Raw genomic sequence first — 22,607 nt, 5'->3', positions numbered from 1 at the left:
CATTGAAGCGACTATATGACTACACACACAAAATTTTTTCCCTCCATCCGGCGGCGCCTGTCCGCAGGTTTCACCCTGATCGAACTGATGGTGGTGCTGGTGATCATTGGCGTGCTGGCCGCGTTGGTCGTGCCCAACGTACTGGACCGCGCGGACGATGCACGCGCCACGGCCGCCAAAACCGACGTCAACAACCTGATGCAGGCACTCAAGCTGTACCGCCTGGACAACCAGCGCTACCCCGCCGCCGAGCAGGGATTGCAGTCGCTGGTGGCCAAGCCGACCACCGGGCCGATTCCCTCCAACTGGAAATCCTACGTGGACAAGCTGCCTAACGACCCTTGGGGCCGTCCCTACCAATACCTGAATCCTGGCATCAAGGGCGAAATCGACGTGATGTCCTTTGGTGCCGACGGGCAACCAGGGGGCGAGGGCAAGAATGCGGATATTGGCAGCTGGGATTGAAGTAGCCCCCACGCTCCCCACTGCGTGTGGTTCGCTGCCCCCCGCGGGGGCCGCTGCGCCTGCGGCCTGGCAAAGCCAGTTCCGCGGCCCCGGCTGGTTTGGAGCGGGTACGTCCCTGCTCCTCGCTTTGTGGGTTCGCCGCTTTCCAAGGGTGCCATGACGCACGGTGCGCCTTTGCGTCGGATTCGCCATCGCGGGTTCACGCTGATCGAACTGCTGATGGTGGTGGCGATCATGGCCATCGCGACGGCGGGCGTCGGGCTGGCGCTGCGCGACACGTCGGGGACGGCGCTGGAGCGCGAGGCGCAGCGGCTGGCCGTTTTGCTGGATTCAGCCCGGGCGCAGTCGCGCATGACCGCCAACCCGGTGCGCTGGCGGCCCACCGCCACCGGCTTTGTCTTTGAAGGGTTGGCCAAAGGCTCAAGCTTCCCCGCCGCCTGGCTGGGCCCAGACGTGCGCGCAGCCGTCACCAGCGTCGTGGTGCTGGGGCCGGAACCGGTCATCGGGCCGCAGCAAATCCGCCTGGTTTCCACCTCGGACCCTTCGCGCAGCCTGATCCTGGCCACGGACGGCATCCGGCCCTTTTCGGTGCTGACGGACGGTGGCCAATGATGCTGCGCAGCCGGCTCAGGCGCCTTGGGATTCGCGGTTTCACGCTGATCGAGGTGCTGGTCGCGCTTGGCATCGTGGCGGTCGCGCTGGCGGCCGGCGTGCGGGCCACAGGCTCGCTGATGCGCAATTCGGAACGCCAGTCCGACCTGCTGCTGGCCCACCTGTGCGCTGAAAATGCACTGGTCAATGTTCGGCTGTCGCGGCAAATGCCGGCGGTTGGCGACAACACCAGCCCTTGCGAACAGGCCGGTCGTGTGCTTTCCGTGCGGCTCTGGGTGCAGCCCACGCCCAATCCGAATTTTTTGCGGGTTGAAGCGCAGGTGATGGACGGTGCGGCGCGAATACTGGCGCTTTCGACCATCGTGGGACGGTACTGAACATGGCGCTGCCGCATGCTGCTTCACACCGTTTGCCGCTTCCTGCGCAGGCGCGCGGCTTCACCCTGATCGAGCTGCTGGTGGCCCTGGCCGCAATGGCCGTCATGGCCGGGCTCAGCTGGCGCGGGCTCGACGGCATGACACGGGCGCAGGCGCAGATCCAGCAGCGGGCCGATGCGGTGCTCACCCTGCAGGCCGGCCTGACGCAATGGTCGGCCGACCTGGACGCGCTGGTACAACTGCCTCGCACACCGACACTGGACTGGGACGGGCGCGGAATGCGGATTGTCCGCCGCAGCACGGTGCGGCCTGGCGACGGCCTGCTGGTGGTGGCCTGGTCACGGCGCAATGTGAACGGCACCGACCAGTGGCTGCGCTGGCAGTCGCCGCCGCAGTTTTCGCGGGGCGCCTTGCAAACCGCATGGGAGCGTGCCGCCCAGTGGGCACAGAACCCGGGCGATGCCGAGAAAAGGGATGAAGTCCGCATCACGCCGCTCGCGCAGTGGCAGATCTTCTACTTTCGCGGCAATTCCTGGACCAACCCCTTGTCCAGCGACAACGCCAGCACTCCGGCGGCGCCGACTCGCGGCGCGCCCCAGGCCGTGGACACCGACCTGGCGCTGCCCGACGGTGTCCGGCTGGTGCTGACCCTGCCCGCCGGCGAAGCCATCAACGGCACCCTCACGCGCGACTGGGTCCGCCCGGCGCTGGTGGGCGCCAAATCATGACGCCGACTTTCTGTTCCCCGAAGCAGCGCGGTGCGCGAGCGGCTGCAAGCCAGGCCGGCGCAGCCCTGCTCACGGCGATGCTGACGGTGGCGCTGGTGGCCAGCCTGGCGGCCAGCTCCCTGTGGCAGCAATGGCGCAGCGTGGAAGTCGAGGCCGCCGAGCGCGCGCGCGTGCAGTCGCTCTGGCTGCTGACCGGCGCGCTCGACTGGGCGCGCCTGATCCTGCGCGAGGATGCGCGCTCGGGCGGCGCCGACCACCTGGCCGAGCCCTGGGCGGTGCCGCTGGAAGAAGCCCGGCTGTCCACCTTCTTGGCGGCCGACAAGAAAAACGACCCGGACGACGAGGCCAATGCTTCGCAAACCTTCCTGTCGGGCTTGATCACTGATTTGCAGTCGCGCCTGAACGTCACCAACCTGGTGGAAAGCGGCGGCAAGGTGTCCGAGCCCTCGCTGAAAGCCTTTGCCAAACTGTTCGAACTGCTGGGACTCCCCCCCGGGGAACTGCAGGTGCTGGTGGAAAATTTGAAGCTCGCGCTGGACACCCGGCCTGACAATGCGGCAGCCCAGCTAGCCCCCCTGATGCCGCAGCGCATCGAGCAGCTGGTCTGGCTCGGCCTGTCGCCAACCAGTCTTGCCGTCCTGCGGCCTTACATCACCCTGCTGCCGGTGCGCACACCGGTCAACCTGAACACCGCCAGCGCCACCGTGCTGTCGGCCAGCATTGCGTCGCTGGAGATGGGGCAGGCCCAGCGGCTGGTGAACACGCGCCAGGCGAACCACTTCAAGACGCTGGCCGATGTGAGCGCGCAGCTTGGCCAGACCGCCGTGCCGCTCGATGAATCGCAGCACAGCGTCAACTCACGTTTCTTCGAGGTCCAGGGGCGGCTGCGGCTGGACCAGGCAGTGGTCGAGGAACATTCGGTGGTGCAGCGCGACGGGCTGGAGGTCAAGACCTTGTGGCGCGACCGGGGTGCTCAAGCGCCTTGACACGCCCCCTACAATGGCCCCCTTGATTCCACCATGACTACCCTGATCATCACCCTTTCCCGCGCGCTTCCGACTGCCGCCATGCTTTGTGAGGGCGTTCTGAGCGATGACGGGCACACCGCTTTGCGCGCCGTCCAGGCACCTGCAGCGCTGTTGCCCACACCCTCCGGCGCCGACATCGTGGCGGTGGTTCCCGCCTGCCACCTGTCCTGGCACCGGCTTGCACTGCCCAAAGGGGCGCTGAAAGGCGGCTTGTTCCAGGACGGCAATGCCGGGCGGCTGCGTGCCGTGCTTGACGGGCTTCTGGAAGACAGCGTGCTCGACGAAACCAGCCAGCTGCATTTCGCCATCGAGCCGAAGCCGCGCGCCGACGAGCCGGTATGGGTCGCGGCCTGCGACAGGGCATGGCTGCATGCCTGGCTGGCCCTGCTGGCGCAGTCAGGCCGCCCGGCCAGCCGCATCGTTCCCGAACTGGCGCCGCCCTCAGGCGATGCCCCCGCCTCGCTGCATGTCACCGGTACGTCCGACCAGGCCCAGCTGATGCGCACCGGTCCAGAGGGTGTGACGCTGCTGCCGCTGTCGGTGGCCAGCGCCGCGCTGATGGCGTGGCCGGAAGAGGCCGAAGTGCTGGCCGAACCCGGCGTCGCCGCACTGGCGGAGCATTTCTTCAACCGTCCTGCCCGGCTGCAGACCCCGCCCGAGCGCTGGCTGGCGGCGGCGCAGTCGGACTGGGACCTGGCGCAGTTCGACCTGCTCTACACCCGCGGCACGCGCACCCGCAAGCATCTGTCGGCCATGATCTCCTCGCTGTTCAGGGCGCCGCGCTGGCGCGCTGCGCGCTGGGCCGGCGTGGCCCTGGTGCTGGCCAACGTGGTGGGCCTGCAGGCCTGGGCCTGGAAAGAGCAGTCCTCGCAGGCCGCCCAGCGCGCCGCCATCCGCAACCTGCTGAGCGCCACGTTTCCCGACGTGCGCGTGGTCGTCGATGCGCCGGTGCAGATGGCCCGCGCGCTGTCCGACCTGCAACGCCGAAATGGCGTCGCCTCTTCCGCCGACATGGAAACCATGTTAGGACAATTTCAGGCTGCTGCGCCCGATACGCCTGCGCCAACAGCTATTGAATTCATAGCAAATGAACTTCGCCTGAAAGGGCTTTCCCCTACGGCGCCCGCGCTGGCCGACATCGCGGCGCGGCTGCGGCCACGGGGCTACAGCCTGCGCACGGAGGCCGATGGCCTGACGATGAAAGAGGAGCGTTTTCCATGAGCTTGACGAGCGCCCTGGAGCCGCTGCGAGCGCGCTGGGCCGGGCTGCCGGGCCGCGAAAAAAACGGCATCCGGCTGGCCGGCCTGCTGGTCCTGTCTTTTTTTCTCTGGCAATTCAGCGTCGGGCCGGCGCTTGGCACATTGCGCAGCGCCGACGCCCAGGCCAGGGCGCTGGGCGCGCAGCTGCAGGCCATGCAGGCGATGCAAATTCAGGCGCAGGCCGTCCAGAAGCAGCCTGCCCTTGGCTTTGACGAAGCGGTGCGCGCCTTGACCGCCGCCACCAAGCAAACGCTGGGCGCCAGCGCCCAGCTGGTGCTGGCAGGCGAGCGCGCCAGCATCACCATCAAGGACGCCAGCCCCGATGCGCTGGCTGAGTGGCTGTCGCAGGCGCGCCTGAACGCCCGCTCGGCACTGATCGAGGCGCGTATCGTGCGCGCCTCGACGCCAGGCGGCCCGGTCTGGAATGGCGTGCTTGTGATGGGCCTGCCGGCCCGCTAGCCAGAGCATGGCCTATCCAACGCCCACCGCCAGCCCTGCCTTCGCCGCCGCCCCGTGGCGCTGGGCAGCGGCGGGCGCCCTGGGCGGGCTGGTGCTGGCCCTGGGCCTGTTTGCCCCGGCACGCTGGCTGGCGGCGCTGGTTTTTCAGGCCAGCGGCGGCCATGCCGTGCTGGCGGCCCCCCGGGGCAGTTTCTGGCAGGGTTCGGCGCAACTGGTGCTGTCGGGGGGCGCAGGCAGCCTCGACGCCGTGTCCTTGCCGGGGCTGGTGAGCTGGCGCATCCGCCCGGCCTGGACCGGCCTGGACCTTCAACTCAATGCCGACTGCTGCATGCATCAAGCCTGGCGGCTTCAGGCCAGGCCGGCGGGCTGGGGCGGCGTGCAGCTGGCGCTGTCCGACAGCCAGTCGCAATGGCCCGCAGCCCTGCTTTCGGGTCTGGGCACGCCGTGGAACACGGTACAGGCGCAAGGCCAGCTGGCGGCTTCGACCCAGGGCTTCAATGTCCGCTGGAGCCAGGGCCGGCTGGCGCTGTCAGGCCGCCTGCAGCTTGACGCCCTGCAGATTTCCTCGCGACTTTCCACGCTGCGGCCCATGGGCAGCTACCGCCTGCTGCTCCAGGGCGGCAGCCCATCCACGCTGGAGCTGAGCACCCTTGACGGCAGCCTGCTGCTCACCGGCCAGGGCCAGTGGGTTGGCCAGCGCCTGCGATTCAATGGCACTGCCAGCGCCACGTCCGGGAGCGTTGACGCGCTCTCGAATCTCTTGAACATCATCGGGCGGCGCAACGGCGCAACGGCCGTCATCAAAGTAGGTTAACGCCGCATGAAACATCCGAACTTCAAACAACACCCGCTTGCTATTTTTTCAATAGCTGGAAGCGCCCTGCTGGCTTGCGGAACAGGCCTTTTTTCTTCAAATTTGCAGGCGCAGCCGCAAGTCGCGTCGCCGGCAGCCGAAGGCCGGCGCGGCGAAGCCATCACGCTGAACTTCGTCAATGCCAACATCGACGCGGTGGCCCGCACCATGGCCACGCTGACGGGCCGCAACGTGGTGGTCGATCCGCGCGTCAAGGGCACGATCACGCTGACGACCGAACGCCCGGTCAGCCCGGCCGTGGCCTACAGCCAGTTCCTGGCGATCCTGCGCCTGCAGGGCTTTACCGTGGTCAACGCCGCCGGCCTGGACAAGATCGTTCCCGAGGCCGATGCCAAGCTGCAGGGCGGCGCCGTGTCGACCAACGTGCCGGTCGGCGGCGGCCAGATCGCCACGACGATTTTCAAGCTCAGTTTCGAGAACGCCAACAACCTGCTGCCCATCCTGCGGCCGCTGATCAGCCCGAACAACACCATCAACGTCAACCCCGGCAACAACTCGCTGGTGATCACCGACTATGCCGACAACCTGAACCGCCTGGGCCGCATCATTGCCGCGCTGGACGTGTCCAACGCCACCAATGTCGAGCTGATCCCGGTGCGCTATGCGTCGGTGACCGACCTCGCGCCCCTGCTGACGCGGCTGCTCGACAACAGCGCCAGCGGCGGCGTGGTGACGGCCGAGGCCAGCTACAAGACCACCGTGCTCGCCGAGCCGCGCAGCAACTCGCTGATCGTTCGTGCCGCCAACGGCGCCCGGCTGGAACTGGTGAAGTCGCTGCTCAAGACACTGGACACGCCGACCCTGAACGGCCCGAACGGCGACGCCGGCAACATCTACGTGGTCTACCTGAAGAATGCCGATGCCACCAACCTGGCCACGGTCCTGCGCGCTTCCATGGCCGGGACCGGCGGTGGCGGCGGCTCGACCAGCCCGGCAACGCCGCAGATGGGCAATGCACAGGCCCTCAACACCGGCGGACAGGCGGGCACGGCAGGCGGCATGGGTCAGCCCAGCAGCGCGGCGACCGCCCCCCTCACGCCGAGCGCAGGCCCTTCGACCGGCGGGCAGATCCAGGCCGACCCGTCGACTAATTCGCTCATCATCACCGCCTCCGAGCCGCAGTACCGGCAACTGCGCGCGGTGATTGAAAAGCTCGACGCCCGGCGGGCGCAGGTGTATGTGGAAAGCCTGATCGCCGAAGTCAACATGGACAAGGCGGCCGAGTTCGGCATCCAGTGGCAAGGGCCTCTGGGCGGCAAGGGCGACAGTCTGATCGGCCTGCTGGGCACCAACTTTGGCGCCAGCGGCAAGAACATCATCCAGTCGGCCGTCGCTGCCGCCAGCGGCACGCCGCTGACGCCCGGAACCGGCCTGAACCTGGGCGTGGCGGCGCGCAGCAACGGCGTGTATTTCCTTGGTTTCCTGGCCAACTTCCTGCAGACCTCGGGCGCCGGCAACATCCTGTCAACGCCCAACCTCATCACGCTGGACAACGAGGAAGCCAAGATCATCATCGGCCAGAACGTGCCCTTCGTGACCGGTCAGTTCACCAACACCGGCGGCGGCGGCAACGGCAGCGTCAACCCGTTCCAGACCATCGAGCGCAAGGACGTCGGCCTGACCTTGCGCGTCAAGCCGCAGATCAGCGAGAACGGCACGGTCAAGATGGCAATTTTTCAGGAAGTCTCCAGCGTGCAGCCGGGCTCGGTCAACTCGGCCACCGGCCTGATCACCAACAAGCGCTCGATCGAGTCGCATGTGCTGGTCGAGGACGGCGCGATCATCGTGCTCGGCGGGCTGCTGCAGGACGAATATTCGGGCAACCAGGAAAAGGTGCCCGGCCTGGGCGATGTGCCGGTGTTCGGCAACCTGTTCAAGTCCGAGAGCCGCAGCCGCAAGAAAACCAACCTGATGGTCTTCCTGCGGCCGGTGGTGGTGCGCGACGGCGCCTCGACGAATGCCCTGTCGATGGACCGCTACGACCTGATGCGCACCAGCCAGCAGCAGTCGCAGCCGGTCAACAGCAGCCTGGTGCCGGTCAATGAATCGCCGGTGCTGCCGGCCATCGCGCCCATGCCCGCAGCGGTGCCGGCCAGGCCTGCGGGCCAATCCCTGTTCCAGACGGCGCCGCCGCCCATGACAACAGATCGATAAGCCCATGCAACATCCCGCCAGCTACCCTTTGCCTTATGCGTTCGCACGCAGCCAGCAGTTGCTGCTGGAAGACTTTGGCGGCGACCTGACGCTGTGGCTGAACAGCCTGGGCACGCCCGAAACGGCAGGCGCCATCAGCGAGGTGATGCGCAAGTTCGAGGTCCAGCACATCAGCATCGAGGCGCCCGAACTGCTGCAGCAACGCATCAGCGCGGCCTATTCGCAGAGCGAGTCGAGCGCCGCCACCGTCATCAGCGAGGTCGAAAGCGACGTCGATCTGTCGCGCATGATGCAGGCGCTGCCGGCCATCGAGGACTTGCTGGAAACGTCGGACGACGCGCCCATCATCCGCATGCTCAATGCCCTGCTGACGCAGGCCGCGCGCGACGGCGCCAGCGACATCCACATCGAGCCCTACGAGCGCCACTCCAGCGTGCGCTTCCGGGTCGATGGCTCGCTGCGCAACGTGGTGCAGCCCAACCGCGCGTTGCATGCGGCGCTGATCTCGCGCCTGAAGATCATGGCCGAACTCGACATTGCCGAAAAACGCCTGCCGCAGGACGGCCGCATCTCGCTGCGCATCGGCACCCGCGCGGTCGATGTGCGCGTCTCCACGCTGCCCAGCGCCCACGGCGAGCGCGCCGTGCTGCGGCTGCTGGACAAGAGCGGCGACCGGCTCAATTTAGAGGCCGTCGGCATGCAGGGCGATGTGCTGAGCCGCTTCGAGCACCTGGTGGCGCAGCCGCACGGCATCATCCTGGTGACCGGCCCGACCGGCTCGGGCAAGACCACCACGCTGTACGCGGCGATGGAGCGCCTGGACACCCGGCGCCAGAACATCATGACGGTCGAGGACCCGATCGAGTACGAGCTGGCCGGCGTCGGCCAGACACAGGTCAACGCCAAGATCGAGCTGACCTTTGCCAAGGCCCTGCGCGCCATCCTGCGCCAGGACCCGGACGTGATCATGATTGGCGAGATCCGCGACTTTGAAACCGCGCAGATCGCCATCCAGGCTTCGCTCACCGGCCACCTGGTGCTGGCCACGCTGCACACCAACGACGCCGCCAGCGCCGTCACGCGGCTGACCGACATGGGCATCGAGCCGTTTTTGCTCAGCTCATCGCTGCTCGGCGTGCTGGCGCAGCGGCTGGTGCGCAAGGTCTGCATTCACTGCCAGGGCGCCGGCTGCGCCACCTGCGGCCAGACCGGCTACCAGGGCCGCACCGGCGTGTTCGAACTGCTGGCGACCAACGACGCCATCCGGGCGCAGATCCACCACCAGGCGTCGGAAGCGGAGCTGCGCGAAGCAGGCCTGAAAAACGGCATGACGCTGATGCGCGACGATGGCGAACGGCTTGTCCAGGCAGGCATCACCACGCGCGAAGAACTCGTTCGCGTCACCCGAGACTAGATATGGCCCCCACACTATTCACTTCGTGTAATGCGCTGCCCACGGGGGGGGCCGCTGCCCTTGCAGGGCGCCACGCCGCCAGAGGCGGCGCATCTGCAGGCTGTCCAAGCCCGCGCAGGCGGGCTTGGAGCCGCAGCCTACAGCCTGCGGCATGGCAAAGCCAGTTCCGCGGCACTGGCTGGAATGGAACTGCTGCCCCGGTTACATCGCCGGACGTTTAACGAGAGCATCCATGCCCGCCTATTCATTCGAAGCCTTGAGCGCCGACGGCGCGACCCGCAAGGGCATCATCGAGGCCGACACCGCCCGGTCGGCGCGCAGCATGCTGCGGGCGCAGGCGCTGGTGCCGCTGGCGGTCCAGGCGGTCGGCGCGGCGGGCAAGGGCGTGCAGTCCGCCAGCGCTTCGGGCTGGAACACCACGCTGTGGAGCAAGCGCGTCTTCAATGCCACGGCGCTGGCGATCTGGACGCGCCAGATCGCCGGGCTGGTCACTTCCGGCCTGCCGCTGGAGCGGGCGCTGACGGCACTGGCCGACGAATCCGAAAACATTCCCCAGCGCCACCTGGTCGCCAACCTGCGCGCCGAAGTCAACGGCGGCACCGCTTTCGCCACCGCGCTGGCCCAGCACCCGCGCGAGTTTTCAGCGACGTACTGCGCGGTCGTGGGCGCCGGCGAACACAGCGGCAATCTCGGCATGGTGCTCGAACGGCTGGCCGACGACCTGGAGCAGAGTCAGGAACTCAAGGCCAAGCTGGTGGGCGCGGCCCTGTACCCGGCCATCGTCACGCTGGTGGCCATTGTCATCGTCACCTTCCTGCTGGGCTATGTGGTGCCGCAGGTGGCGCAGGTGTTTGCCGGCAGCAAGCGGGCCTTGCCGGTGCTGACCGTCATCATGCTCGGCCTGGCCGGCTTCGTGCGCAACCAGGGCTGGCTGGTGCTGCTGGCGCTGGCCGCGATGGCGGGCGGCTTCCGGCTGGCCTGGACCAGCGCCGCATTCCGTGAACGGTTCGATGCGGCCTGGCTGACGCTGCCGGTGCTGGGCAAGCTCTCGCGCGGCTACAACGCCGCGCGTTTTGCCGGCACCCTGTCCATGCTGGCGGGCGCCGGCGTGCCCATCCTCAAGGCCTTGCAGGCAGCGGCCGACACGTTGTCGAACCGGGCCATGCGCGCCGACGCGCTCGACGCGCTGGTGCTGGTGCGCGAAGGCACGCCGCTGGCGTCGGCCATCGGGCATAAAAAGCGTTTTCCGGGGCTGCTCAGCATGTTTGCCCGACTGGGCGAGCAGACCGGCCAGTTGCCGGTGATGCTGGACCGCGCGGCCCGCCAGCTCGGCACCGAAGTGCAACGCCGCGCGATGCAAATTGCCACCTTGCTGGAGCCGCTGCTGATCGTGGTGATGGGCCTGGTCGTGATGCTGATCGTTCTTGCCGTGCTGCTGCCCATCATCCAGCTCAACCAGCTGGCGCGGTGAACCAGGCACCGGGGGCAAGGCATGGCATGGGCCATGCGCGGACCGTCATCGCCGGCCCACCAGATAGGTCACGCCTTCAGGTCCATACTGCTCGGAATGCGGCTTGCCCGCCAGCAGATGGAACACCTCGCCGGTCCGATAGAACTGGTCTTCATCCCCGGCCCGCAGGCGCAGGCCGCCGCTGAGAATCAGCGCCTTTGCCTCAAAGGGATGCGCGTGCGTGTCGAGGAATCCACCGGCTTCCCGCGTCACGGTCACTACTTCCCTGAAACCTTCCCGGGCAAGGATTTCCATAAAGGTGTCTCGTTCCATTTTTGCAGCCTTGTGATGATGGGGTTGATGGAGCGATGCTCTCCAAGGACGCTGTTCAGAAAGCCGGCGGTTTTCCTTGAAGCAATGCCAGCCTGCGAACCGCCTGCTTGCGCAAATCAACACGTAGGAATCAACCCACGTATGCTTGAGCTATGTACCGCTTTTCACGATGCGCCAATGATATTACCGTGGCTTCGTCACTCACCTCAACACTCAAAAGGATCAAATTATGAACACTGATCAAGTCAAGGGCGCGCTCAAGGAAGCGGCTGGCAAGGTTCAATCCAAGACTGGCGAACTGATCGACAGTCCCGAACAGGAAGCAAAAGGTCTTGTGAAACAATCCGAAGGGCGAATCCAGAAAAACGTCGGCGACGCCAAGGAAGTCCTGAAGGACGCTGTCGATAAAATCTGATCCGGATTAAAACCCGAACGAAAGCGGCTGGTCTGGTACCGGCCGCTTTGCTTTTCGGGATCGAGAAATAACACCGAAAACCCGCATGCTGGTTGGCATTGCGGGCTTTCTCCGTTTCAGCCGGTCGTTCCGGGCGGCAAGAAGCCGGTCGATTTGTGCCCGCCAATGGCCTGGTGGAACAGCCGCGCCAGGGTGTCCGACGTGTAAGGCTTCAGGATCAGTTCAAACGCATGATGGCCGTTTTCGGCCATGACCGAGTTGTAGCCGCTGGTCAGCACCACCGGAAGGCCGGGATATTCACGCCGGACCTGTTCGCCAAACTCGATTCCATTGATCCCCGGCATCACGACATCGGAAAAAACCAGGCCAAACCGCCCGGCGTCAGCGGCCAGCAGTTTCAGCGCGGCGGCGGCGCTGGCCGCCCAGACCGACTGGTAGCCCAGCACCTCAAGAATCTCGCAGGTGATCTGGCCCAGGGCTTCGTTGTCCTCCACAACCAGCACCGCTATGGCGTCATGGAAAATTGGCGCTTCTGGCACTGCCGGTAGGGCCTGCGGCTCGGAGGCCCTTTCGGCGCGCGGCAGGTAGAGGGTAAAAACAGATCCCTTGCCGGGCTCGCTCCTGACAGTCACCTCTCCGCCCGATTGCTGGGCAAAGCCGAAAACCTGGCTCAAGCCAAGGCCCGTGCCCCTGCCCACCTCCTTGGTGGTGTAGAAAGGCTCGAAAATCGCTTCCAGTTTTTCAGCGGCAATGCCGCAGCCTGTGTCGCTGGCCGAAATGGCAATGAAATCTCCCTGCCGGGGGCCACGGCCCGGACCGGCCGGTATCCTGTCGACTTTTTGAACCTCAATGACAAACTGGCCGCTGGCATTCATGGCATCGCGGGCATTGACCGCCAGGTTCACCAAGGCGGTTTCAAACTGGTTGACGTCGGCCAGGGCGAAACAGCCCCCCGGCACATTGAACCGATGAAGAATTTCTATCCGAGCCCCCACCAGCGGTTTGACCAGGTCAATCACGCTTTTCACCTGCCGGTCAACGTCGAACACTTCCGGGACAAGCGGCTGCTGGCGGGCAAAGGCCAGCAGCTGGCGCGTGAGCTTGACGGCGCGGCCCACCGTGTCGTGGATCAGTTCCAGGTAATAGTCGCAATGCTCCGCAGGGAGCCGTTGGCTGCGCAACAGTTCGACCGACGAATTGATCACGGCCAGCAGGTTGTTGAAATCGTGGGCAACGCCGCCGGTGAGTTGCCCGAGCGCCTCCAGCTTTTGCGACTGGCGCAACGCCGTCTCGCTGCGCAGCAGTTCGGTCGTGCGCTGTTCGAGGACCGCATTCGTCAGGCGCAGGTTCTTTTCCGCCAGCAGCCGCCGCAGTGAAATCCAGGTCCGCGCCGCGACCTCCTCGACCAGCGCTTTCTCGCAGTCCAGCCAGGCACGCGGCCGGGAATTGACCACGAACAGCACCATCGCCAGGCGGCCGTTCACGATGAGCGGTGAACCCATGAAGGCATGGGCCCGGGGAGACATGTCGCTGGCATCGCAGGCGGCTGCGGCGGTGAGTGGATCGACAGCCGTGTCGTTGACGGCCACGGTGCGTCCCGAACGGAGTTCTGCAAGCATGTCCGGTCCGTAAGCGTCAAGCCGATGGCTTGCGGCCAGGCAGGGGAAGCTGCCATCGGACCACATGGGCACCACCGGGCGCCATTCGCCCGCTTGGTCGGCCTCGGCATAGCCGGTACACGTGGCGTTGAGATACTGGCCCAGCTTTTGCGCCGCCAGCGCCATCATGGGCTCGGGTTCAGCGGCGTCGCGCAAGGCATCGCTGATCTCGACCTGGAAAGCCTGCTGCTTTTGCGCTTGCACCCGGCGCTGTTCCGCCAGCCGTTTTTCAGTGGTTTCGACGAGAAGGCAGTACACGCCGGCGACCTGACCTGTTTCGTCACGAAACGGCAGGAATGAAAGCCTCCACCAGGTCGCTTCCCTGTAGCCTTTGCGCTTCAAGGTCAAGGGCATGTCCTCGTAATAGGCGCCCTCGCCGCCAAGCGCTTTCTTCGCAATGGGCTCGATGTCCGACCAGGAATCGCTCCACTGTTCGGCGGCAGGCACGCCCGACAGGCCGCCAAAGCGTGAACCGAGCATCTGGCTGTAACTGTCGTTGAAGAATGAGAAAAAGTCTGGCCCCCAGCCCATGATCATGGGCTGGGGACTGCTGAGCAGCGTGGCCAGCATGCTTTTAAGGGTGGGCGGCCAGCTGGCCGGTGAGCCGAGAGCGGTCCCGCGCCAGTCCTGGGCATTGATCAGCGCGCCCATTTCGCCACCATTGGCCAGAAAAGCGGGCTTCCGCGACGCGTCTGCCGGGTTGTTCTGATGGTTCATTGGCATGCGAGACAAGAGTTGGTTTTGATCCAGGGGCTTGTTCAGGATGAGTGACAAATGTCATTTTGCATCAATTGTGACTTTCATTCACTTACTTACTCGCTTACTCGCTTACTCTATTGCTGGCTCGGGCACATCCGTTCCTGCAGGCTGGATTTCGCCGCCAGCCAAGGATGCGGCGAATTGACGCCTGGTCACCAAGCATTTCACTGTATCCAACCTGTTTAAAATGTAACTCAGCCGGGATTGAAAAACCCAGCCACATTATTCGCTATTATTTAAATAGCAGCTTATGCAGGCAGCATAAGCGCAAAAGACATATCTGATCATCAAAACCACTTGATGATGGCCTGGGTGGAAATATCCGGCATTCTCAAGCTGCCAGCCGTTGAAAAGCGGGCACCCAGGACTTTTCCGCTCCCGCACTGCACCCTGCAAGAAATGCTGACGCACTCACGCCTTGAACGGCAAGGACAAGCAAATTTGAAAAACTCGCTCAATGGCCCAGCTGAAGATGCAGGCCGGATCGACATTGTTTACCTCTGGGTAAACGGCGCCGATCCTGTCTGGCTGCGCAAGCGCCAACGCGCCTATGCCGCCTGGACCCGCCGGAACGGCGAGGAACTGGCGGCTTTTGGCAACGTGGCAGGGCGCTACCGGGACAATTCGGAACTGCTTTTCAACCTGCGCGCGCTGGAACTTTTCTTCCCGGACCACGGCCATGTCTACATCGTGACCGACGCGCAAACGCCGGCCTGGCTGCGGCCGTCTGGCCGGGTGACGCTGGTGGACCACCGCCAGCTGCTGCCGCCAGCCTCGCCCGAGGTGTTCGACTCGGGCCATATCGAGTCCTGGCTGCACTATATTCCCGGCCTGTCCGAACGGTTCATCTACCTGAACGACGACGTGTTTTTTGGCCAGAAGGTCAATCCGGCCTGGTGGTTCGAAGGCCGGCTCAAGGTATTTCTGGAGCCGGCGTCGGCGGCGCACCCCGAGGCGCTGCAGCCGGACGAGACGGCGCTGGTCAATGCGTCGATCGAGTCCGGACGCTGGCTCGCCGAGCGCTATCCGCACTACCGGCATATTGCCCAGGTCTATTCGCACACGCCGCGCGCCATGCGCAAAAGCGTGATGCATGAGCTTGAGCACCTGGCGCAGGACTGGTTTGCGCAGGTGCGCTCCACCGTGTTTCGCTCCTGGCGGATTCCGCCCATCGTTCCCGACCTGGCGCCGCGCTGGATGGTGCAGATGGGCTACGCCGAGCAGCAGGTGCTCAATCCGCTCTACATCAACACCGGCGACGCCCAGGCGGCGCAGCAATTTGACGCGCTTGAGCAGAACTTCGGCCACCTGCCGTTTTTCTGCATCAACGACACCTGCGACGAAGCGGCGGGCGACGATCCGCGCCTGCTGAGGATTGCGCAAACCCTGGAAAAACTCCTGCCCGAACCGTCATCGTTTGAATGGGCAGGCGACCAGCGAATGGCCGCCTGAACCGCCAGGATTATTGGTCAAAACAGCCTTCTTCGCTTAGTGCATATGCGATTTCAGCTATCAAAAAAAGATTCACTATTGCGAACGAAAAAATCCCGGCCTGTCTGCACAGTTGCGGGATTTTCAAGGCCTTGGCGTCATGGGCATGAACTGCCCTGACCGGCACTCAGGCAAGCATCACATGCCGAACTTGGCCTTGGCATCGGCCTGGCAGGTGTCCTTGGCATTGCCGGCCAGGCTGTCGCAGCGCTCCCTGGCGGCCTTGTACTGGGCTTCGCGCGTTTCAGCGCTGGCTTCTTTTTTGGCTTCGTTCACATTGGCGGCCTTGTTGGCGCTGCCTTCGGTGGCAGCCTGGACGACCTTGGCATCCTCCTTGGCTTTTACGTGCGCGGCCTTGGCATCCTTGACGCAGACATCCTTGGCATTGCCGGCCAGGTCATCGCACTTTTCCTTGGCGGTGTCGTAAGCCGTGTCGGCCTTGGTCATGGCGACATCACGGGTGTGCTTGACGCTGGGCTTGTACTGGGATTCGAGTTCGGCCTTGGCGACCTTTTCGGCGCCCTTGGCTTCGGACACGCAGACGTCCTTGGCGTTGGCTTTGAGGCTGCCGCACTTGTCGCGGTTGACCTTGTAGTCGGCGCTGATCTGCTTTTTCTGGGTATCGTATTCGGCTTTGGTCAGGGCGATGGCATTGCCGGCAAAAATGCACGACATGGCGACGCTGAGCATGAGAAGTCTGGTTTTCATGATGAATCCTTGAAAAGTTGGATAGTTTTAGCTTTTAAACAGAGAAGCTGATCAACAGCGGCTCAGTAACGCTCGAAGAAATTGGTGGGGTTGCGCTCATGCCAGGCATTGACCTGGATTTCGGCTTCTTCGAGCGTCACGCCATGGCGCTCCTGAATCTTGCCCAGCAACTGGTCGCGCTTGCCGGCAATGACATCAAGGTCATCATCGGTCAGCTTGCCCCACTGCTCCTTGACCTTGCCTTTGAACTGGAGCCAGTTACCTTCTATTCGATCTTCGTTCATGCTTTTCTCCTCGTTATGGTGTCACTCTGCCTGGCATTTTGGAGAATGCCGCAAGGGCAACCGTCCCTGCCTGCAGAAACAAGATGCTAGCCATGACAAGGCGGCAAAGAAGTAGGCCGTCGGATTTTGAAGCGGTAGTCTGATGACTACAGTCGGGCTGGGCAGACGCTGGAACGGTTATTTTCTGGCGCGCAGGGTGCGGCTCAGCAAAGCCACCGGCAGCAGGCCGACCAGCACCAGCGCCAGCGCCGGCAGGGCCGCCTCGCCCAGGCGCTCGTCGCGCGCCAGCTGGTAGGTCACCACCGCCAGGGTGTCGCTGTTGAAGGGCCGCAGCACCAGCGTGGCGGGCAGTTCCTTCATCACATCGACAAACACCAGGAGGCCGGCCACCGCCACCGAGCGTTTCAATAGCGGCCAATGCACCCGCACCAAGAGGCCGGCGCCGGTGGTGCCGAGCATGCGGGCGCTGTCGTCAAAGCTGGCCGGAATGCGCGAATAGCCGCTCTGGATACTTTGCAGCGCCACCGCGCTGAAACGCACCAGGTAGGCCCAGACCACGCCAAGGACGGTGGCGGTGACCCAGTAGCCCGCGCCGGTTTGCGGCGCGGCCGCCTGCAGCCAGCCCACCGGCAGCAGCAGCCCGACCACGATGACGGCGCCCGGAACGGCATAGCCCAGGCTGGCCAGTTGCACCGCGCCACGGGTCAGCAGGTCGGGCTGGCGCCGCACGGCAAACGCCAGGCCAAGGGCCAGCGCGGTGGCCAGCACGGCGCTCAGCCCGGCTAGATACAGGCTGTTCAGCGTCCAGTTGGCAAACTGGCCCCAGAGCAGGTTGTCCCAGCCCAGCACCAGCGGCCGCAGCATGAACAGCACCGGCAGCACGAAGCCGAAGCCGATCGGCGCGGCGCAGAGGCCCCAGGCCAGCGCCGCCCGCCCGCCGCGCAGCTGCACCGGGGCGGCGTCGGCGGACCCGGCACGCGCGCCGCGCCCGGCGGCAAAGCGCATGCGCCGCTGGGCGCTGTGCTCGATGCGCAGCAGCACCGCGACGAACACCAGCAGCACGGTGGCGAGTTGCGCGGCCGCCATTCGGTTGTCCATCGACAGCCAGGCCTTGTAGATGCCGGCGGTGAAGGTCTGGATGCCAAAGTAGCTGGACACGCCAAAATCCGCCAGCGTTTCCATCAACGCCAGCGCCACGCCGGCCGCCACCGCCGGACGCGCCAGCGGCAGGGCGACCTCACGGATGCGCCGGGACAGCGGCGCGCCCAGCAGCCGGGCCGCCTCCATCAGGTGCGCGGCGCGCTCGGACAGGGCGGTGCGCGCCAGCAGATAGACATACGGGTACAGCGACACCGTGAACACCAGCACCGCGCCGCCCAGGCTGCGCACTTCGGGCAGCAGCCGCCCCTGCAGCCCGAAGGCCGCGCGCAGCCATGCCTGCAGCGGCCCGCCGTACTGCAAAAAGTCGGTGTAGGCATAGGCCACCACATACGCCGGCATGGCCAGCGGCAGCAACAAAGCCCATTCAAACGTGCGCCGGCCCGGAAACTCGAACAGCGTGACCGCGCTGGCCGTGGCCATGCCGACGCCAGCGACGCCCGTGCCGACCAGCAGGCACAGCAGCAGCGAGGTCCAGGTGTAGTCGGGCAGCACCGTCTGCAGCATCTGCGTCAGGATGGAGCGCGCCCCGGCGTCGAATTCAAGCCAGGACAGCACCACGGCCAGCACCGGCAGAGTCAGGAATGCCACCAGCAGCAGCAAAAAGGCGGAAGGAACAAAGCGGAAAAAGAGTCGGCGGAACATGGAAACCCGATAGAAGGCTGTGGCCGGCCGGCCCCTGCCCTGCCCGCTTGTGCCGTGGTGTCGCAGCCAGTCACTGCAAATGAGAATTGTAAGCATCTACAATCCAGCCATGTTTCTCGAAGTCTCCCAGCTCGGTGTGCATTACGCAGGCAGCCGCCATGCGGCGGTCGATGGCGTGTCCTTCAACCTGCAGGCCGGCGAGATCGGCGTGCTGATCGGCCCGTCGGGCTGCGGCAAGACCACGCTGCTGCGCGCCGTTGCAGGGCTGGAACGCGCGCATGCGGGAAGCATCCGGCTGGCGCGGCAAATCGTCAGCAGCCCGCAGCTTCACCTGCCTGCAGAGTCGCGCCAGATCGGCATGGTGTTCCAGGATTACGCGCTGTTTCCGCATCTGGACGTGGCGCGCAACGTGGCCTTCGGCTTGAGCCACCTGGGCGCTCCGGCCCGAAGCCGGCGTGTGGACGAGGTGCTGGAACTGGTCGGCATGGGCCATGCCCACAAGGTCTTTCCGCACGAGCTGTCGGGCGGACAGCAGCAGCGCGTGGCGCTGGCCAGGGCGCTGGCGCCGGGGCCACGCCTGCTGCTGCTCGACGAGCCGTTTTCGAACCTCGATGTCGATCTGCGCGAACGGCTGGCGCATGAGGTGCGCGCCATCCTGAAGGCGGCGGGCGCCACGGCGCTGTTCGTGACGCACGACCAGCTCGAAGCGTTTGCCATCGGCGACCGCATCGGCGTGATGCACGAAGGCCATCTGCACCAGTGGGACGACGCCTATGCGCTGTACCACCGGCCGGCCACCCGCTTTGTCGCCGACTTCATCGGCCACGGCGTTTTCGTGCCGGCGACCCTGATGCACCAGGAAAGCGGCGTGGTGGCACGCACCCCGCTGGGCGACCTGGTCGGGCTGGACGAATGCCCCCTGCCGTCGAGCTACCCCGGCGGCGAATGCGACGTGCTGCTGCGCGCCGACGACATCGTGCACGACGACAACGCGCCGGTGAAGGCGCGTATCGTTCGCAAGTCGTTTCGCGGTTCGGAGTTTTTGTACACGATGCAACTGGCCAGCGGCGAAGCGCTTTTAGCCCATGTGCCGAGCCACCACGACCATGCGGTCGGCGAATGGGTGGGCATCCGGGCCGAAGTGGACCACGTGGTGACCTTCGTGCGCGAAACCGATGCACATTCAGAACAAAATAGGCCTCTTGCGCACGTTCCTCCAGCACCTATAGCTATTAATTTAGTAGCAAATAGCGGCAGCGCCTGATTCGGGCAAGGCGTCAACCCTGGCGCAGGCCGTCCACCTTGCCGCGCAATTGCGCGCTCCAGGTACGCCGGTCGCGCCCCTCGGCCAGCTCGGATTCACCAAAATGGACGCGCGCCACGATGGGCGGCGCGCACAAGGTGCGCCAGATAGATCCCAGCAGTGTTTCGTCACGGACATAGCTCGGCGCGTGGCTGGGCTGGCCGCTGGCCTGGTCGATGAAGCGCAGGCCCACGGGCTGGGCCGGCGCATCGGCCGACAGCGCGGCCTGCAGCAAGTTGGCATGAAAGGGCAACACGCTCAGTCCATCGCCGGTCGTGCCCTCGGGGAACACCGCCAGCACCTCGCCGGCCAGCAGGGCGTCGCGCATCAGGTGCACCACGCGCATGGCATCGCGGCGCGAACTGCGCTCGATGTACAGCGTGCCGCCTGCCGTCGCCAGCGTGCCGACGAGCGGCCAGTCCTGGATGTCGGACTTGGAGACAAAGCGGCAATGCCGCGCGGCATGCATCACCGGGATGTCGAGCCAGGAAATATGGTTGGCCACCAGCAGCACCGGCCCAAGGATGGGCGGCTGGCCGCGAATTTGCAGCGTGATGCCGATGTGGCCCAGCAGCGCCAGCGACCAGACCTGGACCTGGGCGCTTTGAGCGGCAGGCTGCAGGCGCGGCAGCCGCACGGCGGCAATCCACAGGCCGGCCAGGATATGCAGGAAAACCCGCAGCAAGCGCCAGCAGGCCCGGATGCGCCGCATCAGGCGTCTGCGGGCATGCTGCCGGACAGCGGAAAACAGCCGGCCGGCATCGCTCAGCCGCGCTCGAAGGCGAGCTGCCCGCCGACCAGGGTGTAGCGCACGGCGCCTGGCAGGGCGTGCCCTGAAAACGGCGTGTGCTTGCCCTGGCTGCGCAGGGCGGCGGGCTTGACCGTCCATTCGCTGTCCGGGTCGAACACGCAGACATCGGCCACGCCGCCCTTGACCAGCCGGCCCGCGCAGGCCTGCAGTGTGCCCAGCGCAGTCCCGAGCACGCGCGCCGGCTCGCTGGTCAGCACGGCCAGCACCCGGCGCATGTCCGCGCCGCTTTCGATTCCCCATTTGCAGGCCAGGCCCAGCAGCAGTTCCAGGCCGGTCGCGCCGGCCTCGGCCTCGGCGAACGGCAGGGTCTTGGCATCCGCGCCGACCGGCGAATGGTCGGACACCAGCGCATCGATGGTGCTGTCGAGCAGCCCCCGGCGCAGCGCATCGCGGTCGCGCTGCTGGCGCAGCGGCGGGTCCAGGCGCATCCGGCTGTCGAAGTAGCCGATGTCCACATCGGTCAGGTGCAGGCTGTTGATGCTGACGTCGCAGGTCACGTCCAGGCCCTCGGCCTTGGCCCGGGCCACCAGCGCCACGCCGGCCGCGCTGCTGATCCGGCACAGGTGGACGCGCGCGCCAGTGGCACGCACCAGTTCGAAAATCGTGTGCAGCGCAATGGTTTCAGCGGCGACCGGAACGCCGCTCAAGCCCAGCCGCGTGGCCAATGCTCCGCTGGCGGCCACGCCCTTGCCCAAGTGCAGTTCCTGCGGACGCAGCCAGATTGAATAGCCAAACGTGGCGGCATACTGCATGGCGCGCATCAGCACCTGCGTGTTGGCCAGCGGCACCTCGGCCTGGCTGAAGCCCACGCAACCCGATTCGGTCAGCTGGACCATCTCGGTCAGGGATTCGCCTCTGAGCGCGCGCGTCAGGGCGCCAAGGGGAAAGACACGCGACTGGTGATGCTTTTCAGCGCGGAACTTCAGCATTTCGACCAGGCCGGGCTCATCCAGCACCGGATCGGTATCGGGCGGGCACACCAGGCTGGTCACGCCGCCGGCCACCGCCGCAGCCAGTTCGCTTTCCAGCATGCCTTCATGCTCATGGCCGGGTTCGCGCAGGCGTGCCGACAGGTCGATCAGGCCAGGGGCAACGATGCAGCCGGTGGCGTCGAGGGTCTTGTTCGGCGTGAAATCGGCCAGTCCGCCGTTCAGCGAAACGATGCGCCCGGCGGCAATCGCCAGGTCGCCGACCTGGTCGAAACCGGTGGCGGGGTCAATGACCCGGCCGTTTTTAATCAATAACTTCATGACTCATTTCCAGAAACTATGCTCATCACCGCCATGCGGACCGCAATGCCGAACGTGACCTGCGGCAGGATGACGCTCTGCGCGCCATCGACCACGGCCGAGTCGATTTCCACGCCCCGGTTGATCGGCCCGGGGTGCATCACGATGGCGTCGGCCTTGGCGAGTTGCAGCTTGTCGGGCGTCAGGCCAAAACTTTTCGAAAACTCCTGGCTGCTGGGCAGCAGCGCGCCGGTCATGCGCTCGTTCTGCAGCCTGAGCATGATGACCACGTCGGCGTCCCTGATGCCCTCTTCAAGAGTGTTGCACACGCGTACGCCCATCTGCGCCATGTCGGACGGCACCAGCGTCTTGGGGCCGACGACCCGCACTTCGGCGCAGCCCAGCGTCGTCAGCGCATGGATGTCGGAGCGCGCCACGCGCGAATGCAGCACGTCGCCGACGATGGCGACGATCAGGTTGCTGAAGTCCTTCTTGTAATGGCGGATGGTGTACATGTCGAGCAGGCCCTGCGTCGGGTGCGCATGGCGGCCGTCGCCGGCATTGACGACATGCACATGCGGCGCGACATGCTGGGCAATCAGGTAGGGCGCGCCCGATTCGCCGTGGCGCACCACGAAGATGTCGGCGGCCATGGCGCTCAGGTTGGCGATGGTGTCGAGCAGCGACTCGCCCTTGGACGCCGAGGAGCGGGCAATGTCCAGGTTGATCACGTCGGCTGACAAGCGCGTGGCGGCGATTTCGAACGTCGTGCGGGTGCGGGTCGAGTTTTCAAAGAACAGGTTGAACACGCTCTTGCCGCGCAGCAGCGGGACTTTTTTCACGTCGCGGCTGCTGACGGACACGAAGTTGGCGGCGGTGTCCAGAATCTGCGTCAGTATGTCCCTGGACAGGCCTTCGGTGGACAGCAGATGGATCAGTTCGCCGTTCTTGTTGAGCTGGGGGTTTCGTCGGTACAACACGCGTTAAGTTCCT

The 22,607-nt window shown here is 65.4% G+C and carries 22 protein-coding genes; 14 read left to right on the top strand and 8 right to left on the bottom strand.

Annotation, left to right across the window (positions count from 1 at the left end; genetic code table 11):
• The first annotated feature begins 15 nt into the window (after positions 1-15).
• From gspG to gspF, 11 genes are all read left to right on the top strand, one after another.
• Positions 16-465, top strand: a complete 450-nt coding sequence (gspG, locus tag EC86_RS0119925) for a type II secretion system major pseudopilin GspG (RefSeq protein ID WP_029527638.1) — start codon at positions 16-18, stop codon at positions 463-465.
• Positions 466-621: 156 nt separating this feature from the next.
• Complete coding sequence (locus EC86_RS0119920) at positions 622-1,077, top strand: prepilin-type N-terminal cleavage/methylation domain-containing protein (RefSeq protein WP_029527637.1); 456 nt, start codon at positions 622-624, stop codon at positions 1,075-1,077.
• Positions 1,077-1,454 carry a type II secretion system minor pseudopilin GspI gene (gene gspI, locus EC86_RS0119915; protein ID WP_156955415.1) on the top strand — a complete coding sequence of 126 codons (378 nt, stop codon included), beginning with the start codon at positions 1,077-1,079 and terminating at the stop codon, positions 1,452-1,454. Before EC86_RS0119920 ends, gspI begins: the two co-directional genes overlap by 1 nt.
• A gap of 2 nt (positions 1,455-1,456) precedes the next feature.
• Entirely contained in the window at positions 1,457-2,182 is a 726-nt protein-coding gene (locus EC86_RS0119910) for a PulJ/GspJ family protein (protein WP_029527635.1), read from the top strand.
• Positions 2,179-3,168: a type II secretion system minor pseudopilin GspK gene (gspK, locus tag EC86_RS0119905; RefSeq protein WP_029527634.1), complete on the top strand. Its 990-nt coding sequence runs from the start codon at positions 2,179-2,181 to the stop codon at positions 3,166-3,168. Before EC86_RS0119910 ends, gspK begins: the two co-directional genes overlap by 4 nt.
• 33 nt (positions 3,169-3,201) lie before the next feature.
• The gene (gene gspL / locus EC86_RS0119900) at positions 3,202-4,431 is read left to right on the top strand and encodes a type II secretion system protein GspL (RefSeq protein ID WP_029527633.1); all 1,230 of its coding nucleotides are present in this window, start codon (positions 3,202-3,204) and stop codon (positions 4,429-4,431) included.
• Complete coding sequence (gspM, locus tag EC86_RS0119895; RefSeq protein ID WP_029527632.1) at positions 4,428-4,928, top strand: type II secretion system protein GspM; 501 nt, start codon at positions 4,428-4,430, stop codon at positions 4,926-4,928. The genes gspL and gspM overlap by 4 nt, the downstream gene beginning before the upstream one ends.
• 7 nt (positions 4,929-4,935) lie before the next feature.
• A complete protein-coding gene (gene gspN / locus EC86_RS0119890) occupies positions 4,936-5,742 on the top strand; it encodes a type II secretion system protein N (RefSeq protein WP_029527631.1) in 807 nt (268 codons plus the stop codon).
• Positions 5,743-5,748: 6 nt separating this feature from the next.
• Positions 5,749-7,956: a type II secretion system secretin GspD gene (gspD, locus tag EC86_RS0119885; RefSeq protein WP_029527630.1), complete on the top strand. Its 2,208-nt coding sequence runs from the start codon at positions 5,749-5,751 to the stop codon at positions 7,954-7,956.
• 4 nt (positions 7,957-7,960) lie between these two features.
• Positions 7,961-9,370, top strand: coding sequence for a GspE/PulE family protein (locus tag EC86_RS0119880; RefSeq protein WP_029527629.1), 1,410 nt, complete (start codon positions 7,961-7,963; stop codon positions 9,368-9,370).
• A gap of 232 nt (positions 9,371-9,602) precedes the next feature.
• Entirely contained in the window at positions 9,603-10,841 is a 1,239-nt protein-coding gene (gene gspF, locus EC86_RS0119875) for a type II secretion system inner membrane protein GspF (protein WP_029527628.1), read from the top strand.
• A gap of 45 nt (positions 10,842-10,886) precedes the next feature.
• Here gspF and EC86_RS0119870 read toward each other — a convergent pair whose 3' ends face one another.
• A complete protein-coding gene (locus EC86_RS0119870; protein ID WP_029527627.1) occupies positions 10,887-11,153 on the bottom strand; it encodes a cupin domain-containing protein in 267 nt (88 codons plus the stop codon).
• 229 nt (positions 11,154-11,382) lie between these two features.
• Here EC86_RS0119870 and EC86_RS0119865 point away from each other — a divergent pair, with 229 nt between their 5' ends.
• Entirely contained in the window at positions 11,383-11,568 is a 186-nt protein-coding gene (locus tag EC86_RS0119865; RefSeq protein WP_029527626.1) for a CsbD family protein, read from the top strand.
• 116 nt (positions 11,569-11,684) lie between these two features.
• On the opposite strand, the gene EC86_RS0119860 is transcribed toward EC86_RS0119865, so the two are convergent.
• Positions 11,685-13,949 (bottom strand): ATP-binding protein, encoded by a 2,265-nt coding sequence (locus tag EC86_RS0119860; protein WP_084181466.1) that lies wholly within the window; start codon positions 13,947-13,949, stop codon positions 11,685-11,687.
• Positions 13,950-14,426: 477 nt separating this feature from the next.
• Here EC86_RS0119860 and EC86_RS0119855 point away from each other — a divergent pair, with 477 nt between their 5' ends.
• Positions 14,427-15,437 (top strand): Stealth CR1 domain-containing protein, encoded by a 1,011-nt coding sequence (locus EC86_RS0119855; protein ID WP_036773598.1) that lies wholly within the window; start codon positions 14,427-14,429, stop codon positions 15,435-15,437.
• 177 nt (positions 15,438-15,614) lie between these two features.
• On the opposite strand, the gene EC86_RS0119850 is transcribed toward EC86_RS0119855, so the two are convergent.
• The 3 genes from EC86_RS0119850 to EC86_RS0119840 all read right to left on the bottom strand — a co-directional run bounded on the left by EC86_RS0119850 (position 15,615) and on the right by EC86_RS0119840 (position 18,271).
• Positions 15,615-16,184 (bottom strand): hypothetical protein, encoded by a 570-nt coding sequence (locus tag EC86_RS0119850; RefSeq protein WP_029527623.1) that lies wholly within the window; start codon positions 16,182-16,184, stop codon positions 15,615-15,617.
• A 62-nt stretch (positions 16,185-16,246) separates the two neighbouring features.
• A complete protein-coding gene (locus EC86_RS0119845; protein WP_029527622.1) occupies positions 16,247-16,468 on the bottom strand; it encodes a CsbD family protein in 222 nt (73 codons plus the stop codon).
• Between the two features lie 177 nt (positions 16,469-16,645).
• A complete protein-coding gene (locus tag EC86_RS0119840; RefSeq protein ID WP_029527621.1) occupies positions 16,646-18,271 on the bottom strand; it encodes an ABC transporter permease in 1,626 nt (541 codons plus the stop codon).
• A 109-nt stretch (positions 18,272-18,380) separates the two neighbouring features.
• On the opposite strand from EC86_RS0119840, the gene EC86_RS0119835 reads away from it, so the two are divergent.
• Positions 18,381-19,535 (top strand): ABC transporter ATP-binding protein, encoded by a 1,155-nt coding sequence (locus EC86_RS0119835; protein ID WP_084181464.1) that lies wholly within the window; start codon positions 18,381-18,383, stop codon positions 19,533-19,535.
• Positions 19,536-19,548: 13 nt separating this feature from the next.
• On the opposite strand, the gene EC86_RS0119830 is transcribed toward EC86_RS0119835, so the two are convergent.
• Genes EC86_RS0119830 through EC86_RS0119820 form a run of 3 tightly spaced genes read right to left on the bottom strand, consistent with a single transcriptional unit; the run spans position 19,549 to position 22,594 of the window.
• On the bottom strand, positions 19,549-20,286 hold the full coding sequence (locus EC86_RS0119830) for a lysophospholipid acyltransferase family protein (RefSeq protein ID WP_029527619.1): 738 nt from the start codon (positions 20,284-20,286) through the stop codon (positions 19,549-19,551).
• Between the two features lie 53 nt (positions 20,287-20,339).
• Entirely contained in the window at positions 20,340-21,635 is a 1,296-nt protein-coding gene (locus EC86_RS0119825; RefSeq protein ID WP_029527618.1) for a dihydroorotase, read from the bottom strand.
• Positions 21,632-22,594, bottom strand: coding sequence for an aspartate carbamoyltransferase catalytic subunit (locus tag EC86_RS0119820; RefSeq protein WP_029527617.1), 963 nt, complete (start codon positions 22,592-22,594; stop codon positions 21,632-21,634). The genes EC86_RS0119825 and EC86_RS0119820 overlap by 4 nt, the downstream gene beginning before the upstream one ends.
• Positions 22,595-22,607: the final 13 nt, after the last annotated feature.

This window comes from Polaromonas glacialis (genome assembly GCF_000709345.1).
GTDB classification, from domain to species: domain Bacteria; phylum Pseudomonadota; class Gammaproteobacteria; order Burkholderiales; family Burkholderiaceae_C; genus Polaromonas; species Polaromonas glacialis.
The sequence above is the reverse complement of the archived record's forward strand: the minus strand, read 5'-3'. Positions and strand labels throughout refer to the sequence as shown.

Coding starts and splice junctions, on each gene's coding strand:
- gspM (WP_029527632.1), top strand. CDS start 4,428: ATGAGCTTGACGAGCGCCCTGGAGCCGCTGCGAGCGCGCTGGGCCGGG.
- gspI (WP_156955415.1), top strand. CDS start 1,077: ATGCTGCGCAGCCGGCTCAGGCGCCTTGGGATTCGCGGTTTCACGCTG.
- EC86_RS0119920 (WP_029527637.1), top strand. CDS start 622: ATGACGCACGGTGCGCCTTTGCGTCGGATTCGCCATCGCGGGTTCACG.
- EC86_RS0119850 (WP_029527623.1), bottom strand. CDS start 16,184: ATGAAAACCAGACTTCTCATGCTCAGCGTCGCCATGTCGTGCATTTTT.
- EC86_RS0119825 (WP_029527618.1), bottom strand. CDS start 21,635: ATGAAGTTATTGATTAAAAACGGCCGGGTCATTGACCCCGCCACCGGT.
- EC86_RS0119870 (WP_029527627.1), bottom strand. CDS start 11,153: ATGGAACGAGACACCTTTATGGAAATCCTTGCCCGGGAAGGTTTCAGG.
- EC86_RS0119860 (WP_084181466.1), bottom strand. CDS start 13,949: ATGCCAATGAACCATCAGAACAACCCGGCAGACGCGTCGCGGAAGCCC.
- gspD (WP_029527630.1), top strand. CDS start 5,749: ATGAAACATCCGAACTTCAAACAACACCCGCTTGCTATTTTTTCAATA.
- EC86_RS0119910 (WP_029527635.1), top strand. CDS start 1,457: ATGGCGCTGCCGCATGCTGCTTCACACCGTTTGCCGCTTCCTGCGCAG.
- gspK (WP_029527634.1), top strand. CDS start 2,179: ATGACGCCGACTTTCTGTTCCCCGAAGCAGCGCGGTGCGCGAGCGGCT.
- EC86_RS0119845 (WP_029527622.1), bottom strand. CDS start 16,468: ATGAACGAAGATCGAATAGAAGGTAACTGGCTCCAGTTCAAAGGCAAG.
- gspG (WP_029527638.1), top strand. CDS start 16: ATGACTACACACACAAAATTTTTTCCCTCCATCCGGCGGCGCCTGTCC.
- gspF (WP_029527628.1), top strand. CDS start 9,603: ATGCCCGCCTATTCATTCGAAGCCTTGAGCGCCGACGGCGCGACCCGC.
- gspN (WP_029527631.1), top strand. CDS start 4,936: ATGGCCTATCCAACGCCCACCGCCAGCCCTGCCTTCGCCGCCGCCCCG.
- EC86_RS0119880 (WP_029527629.1), top strand. CDS start 7,961: ATGCAACATCCCGCCAGCTACCCTTTGCCTTATGCGTTCGCACGCAGC.
- gspL (WP_029527633.1), top strand. CDS start 3,202: ATGACTACCCTGATCATCACCCTTTCCCGCGCGCTTCCGACTGCCGCC.
- EC86_RS0119840 (WP_029527621.1), bottom strand. CDS start 18,271: ATGTTCCGCCGACTCTTTTTCCGCTTTGTTCCTTCCGCCTTTTTGCTG.
- EC86_RS0119830 (WP_029527619.1), bottom strand. CDS start 20,286: ATGCGGCGCATCCGGGCCTGCTGGCGCTTGCTGCGGGTTTTCCTGCAT.
- EC86_RS0119865 (WP_029527626.1), top strand. CDS start 11,383: ATGAACACTGATCAAGTCAAGGGCGCGCTCAAGGAAGCGGCTGGCAAG.
- EC86_RS0119835 (WP_084181464.1), top strand. CDS start 18,381: ATGTTTCTCGAAGTCTCCCAGCTCGGTGTGCATTACGCAGGCAGCCGC.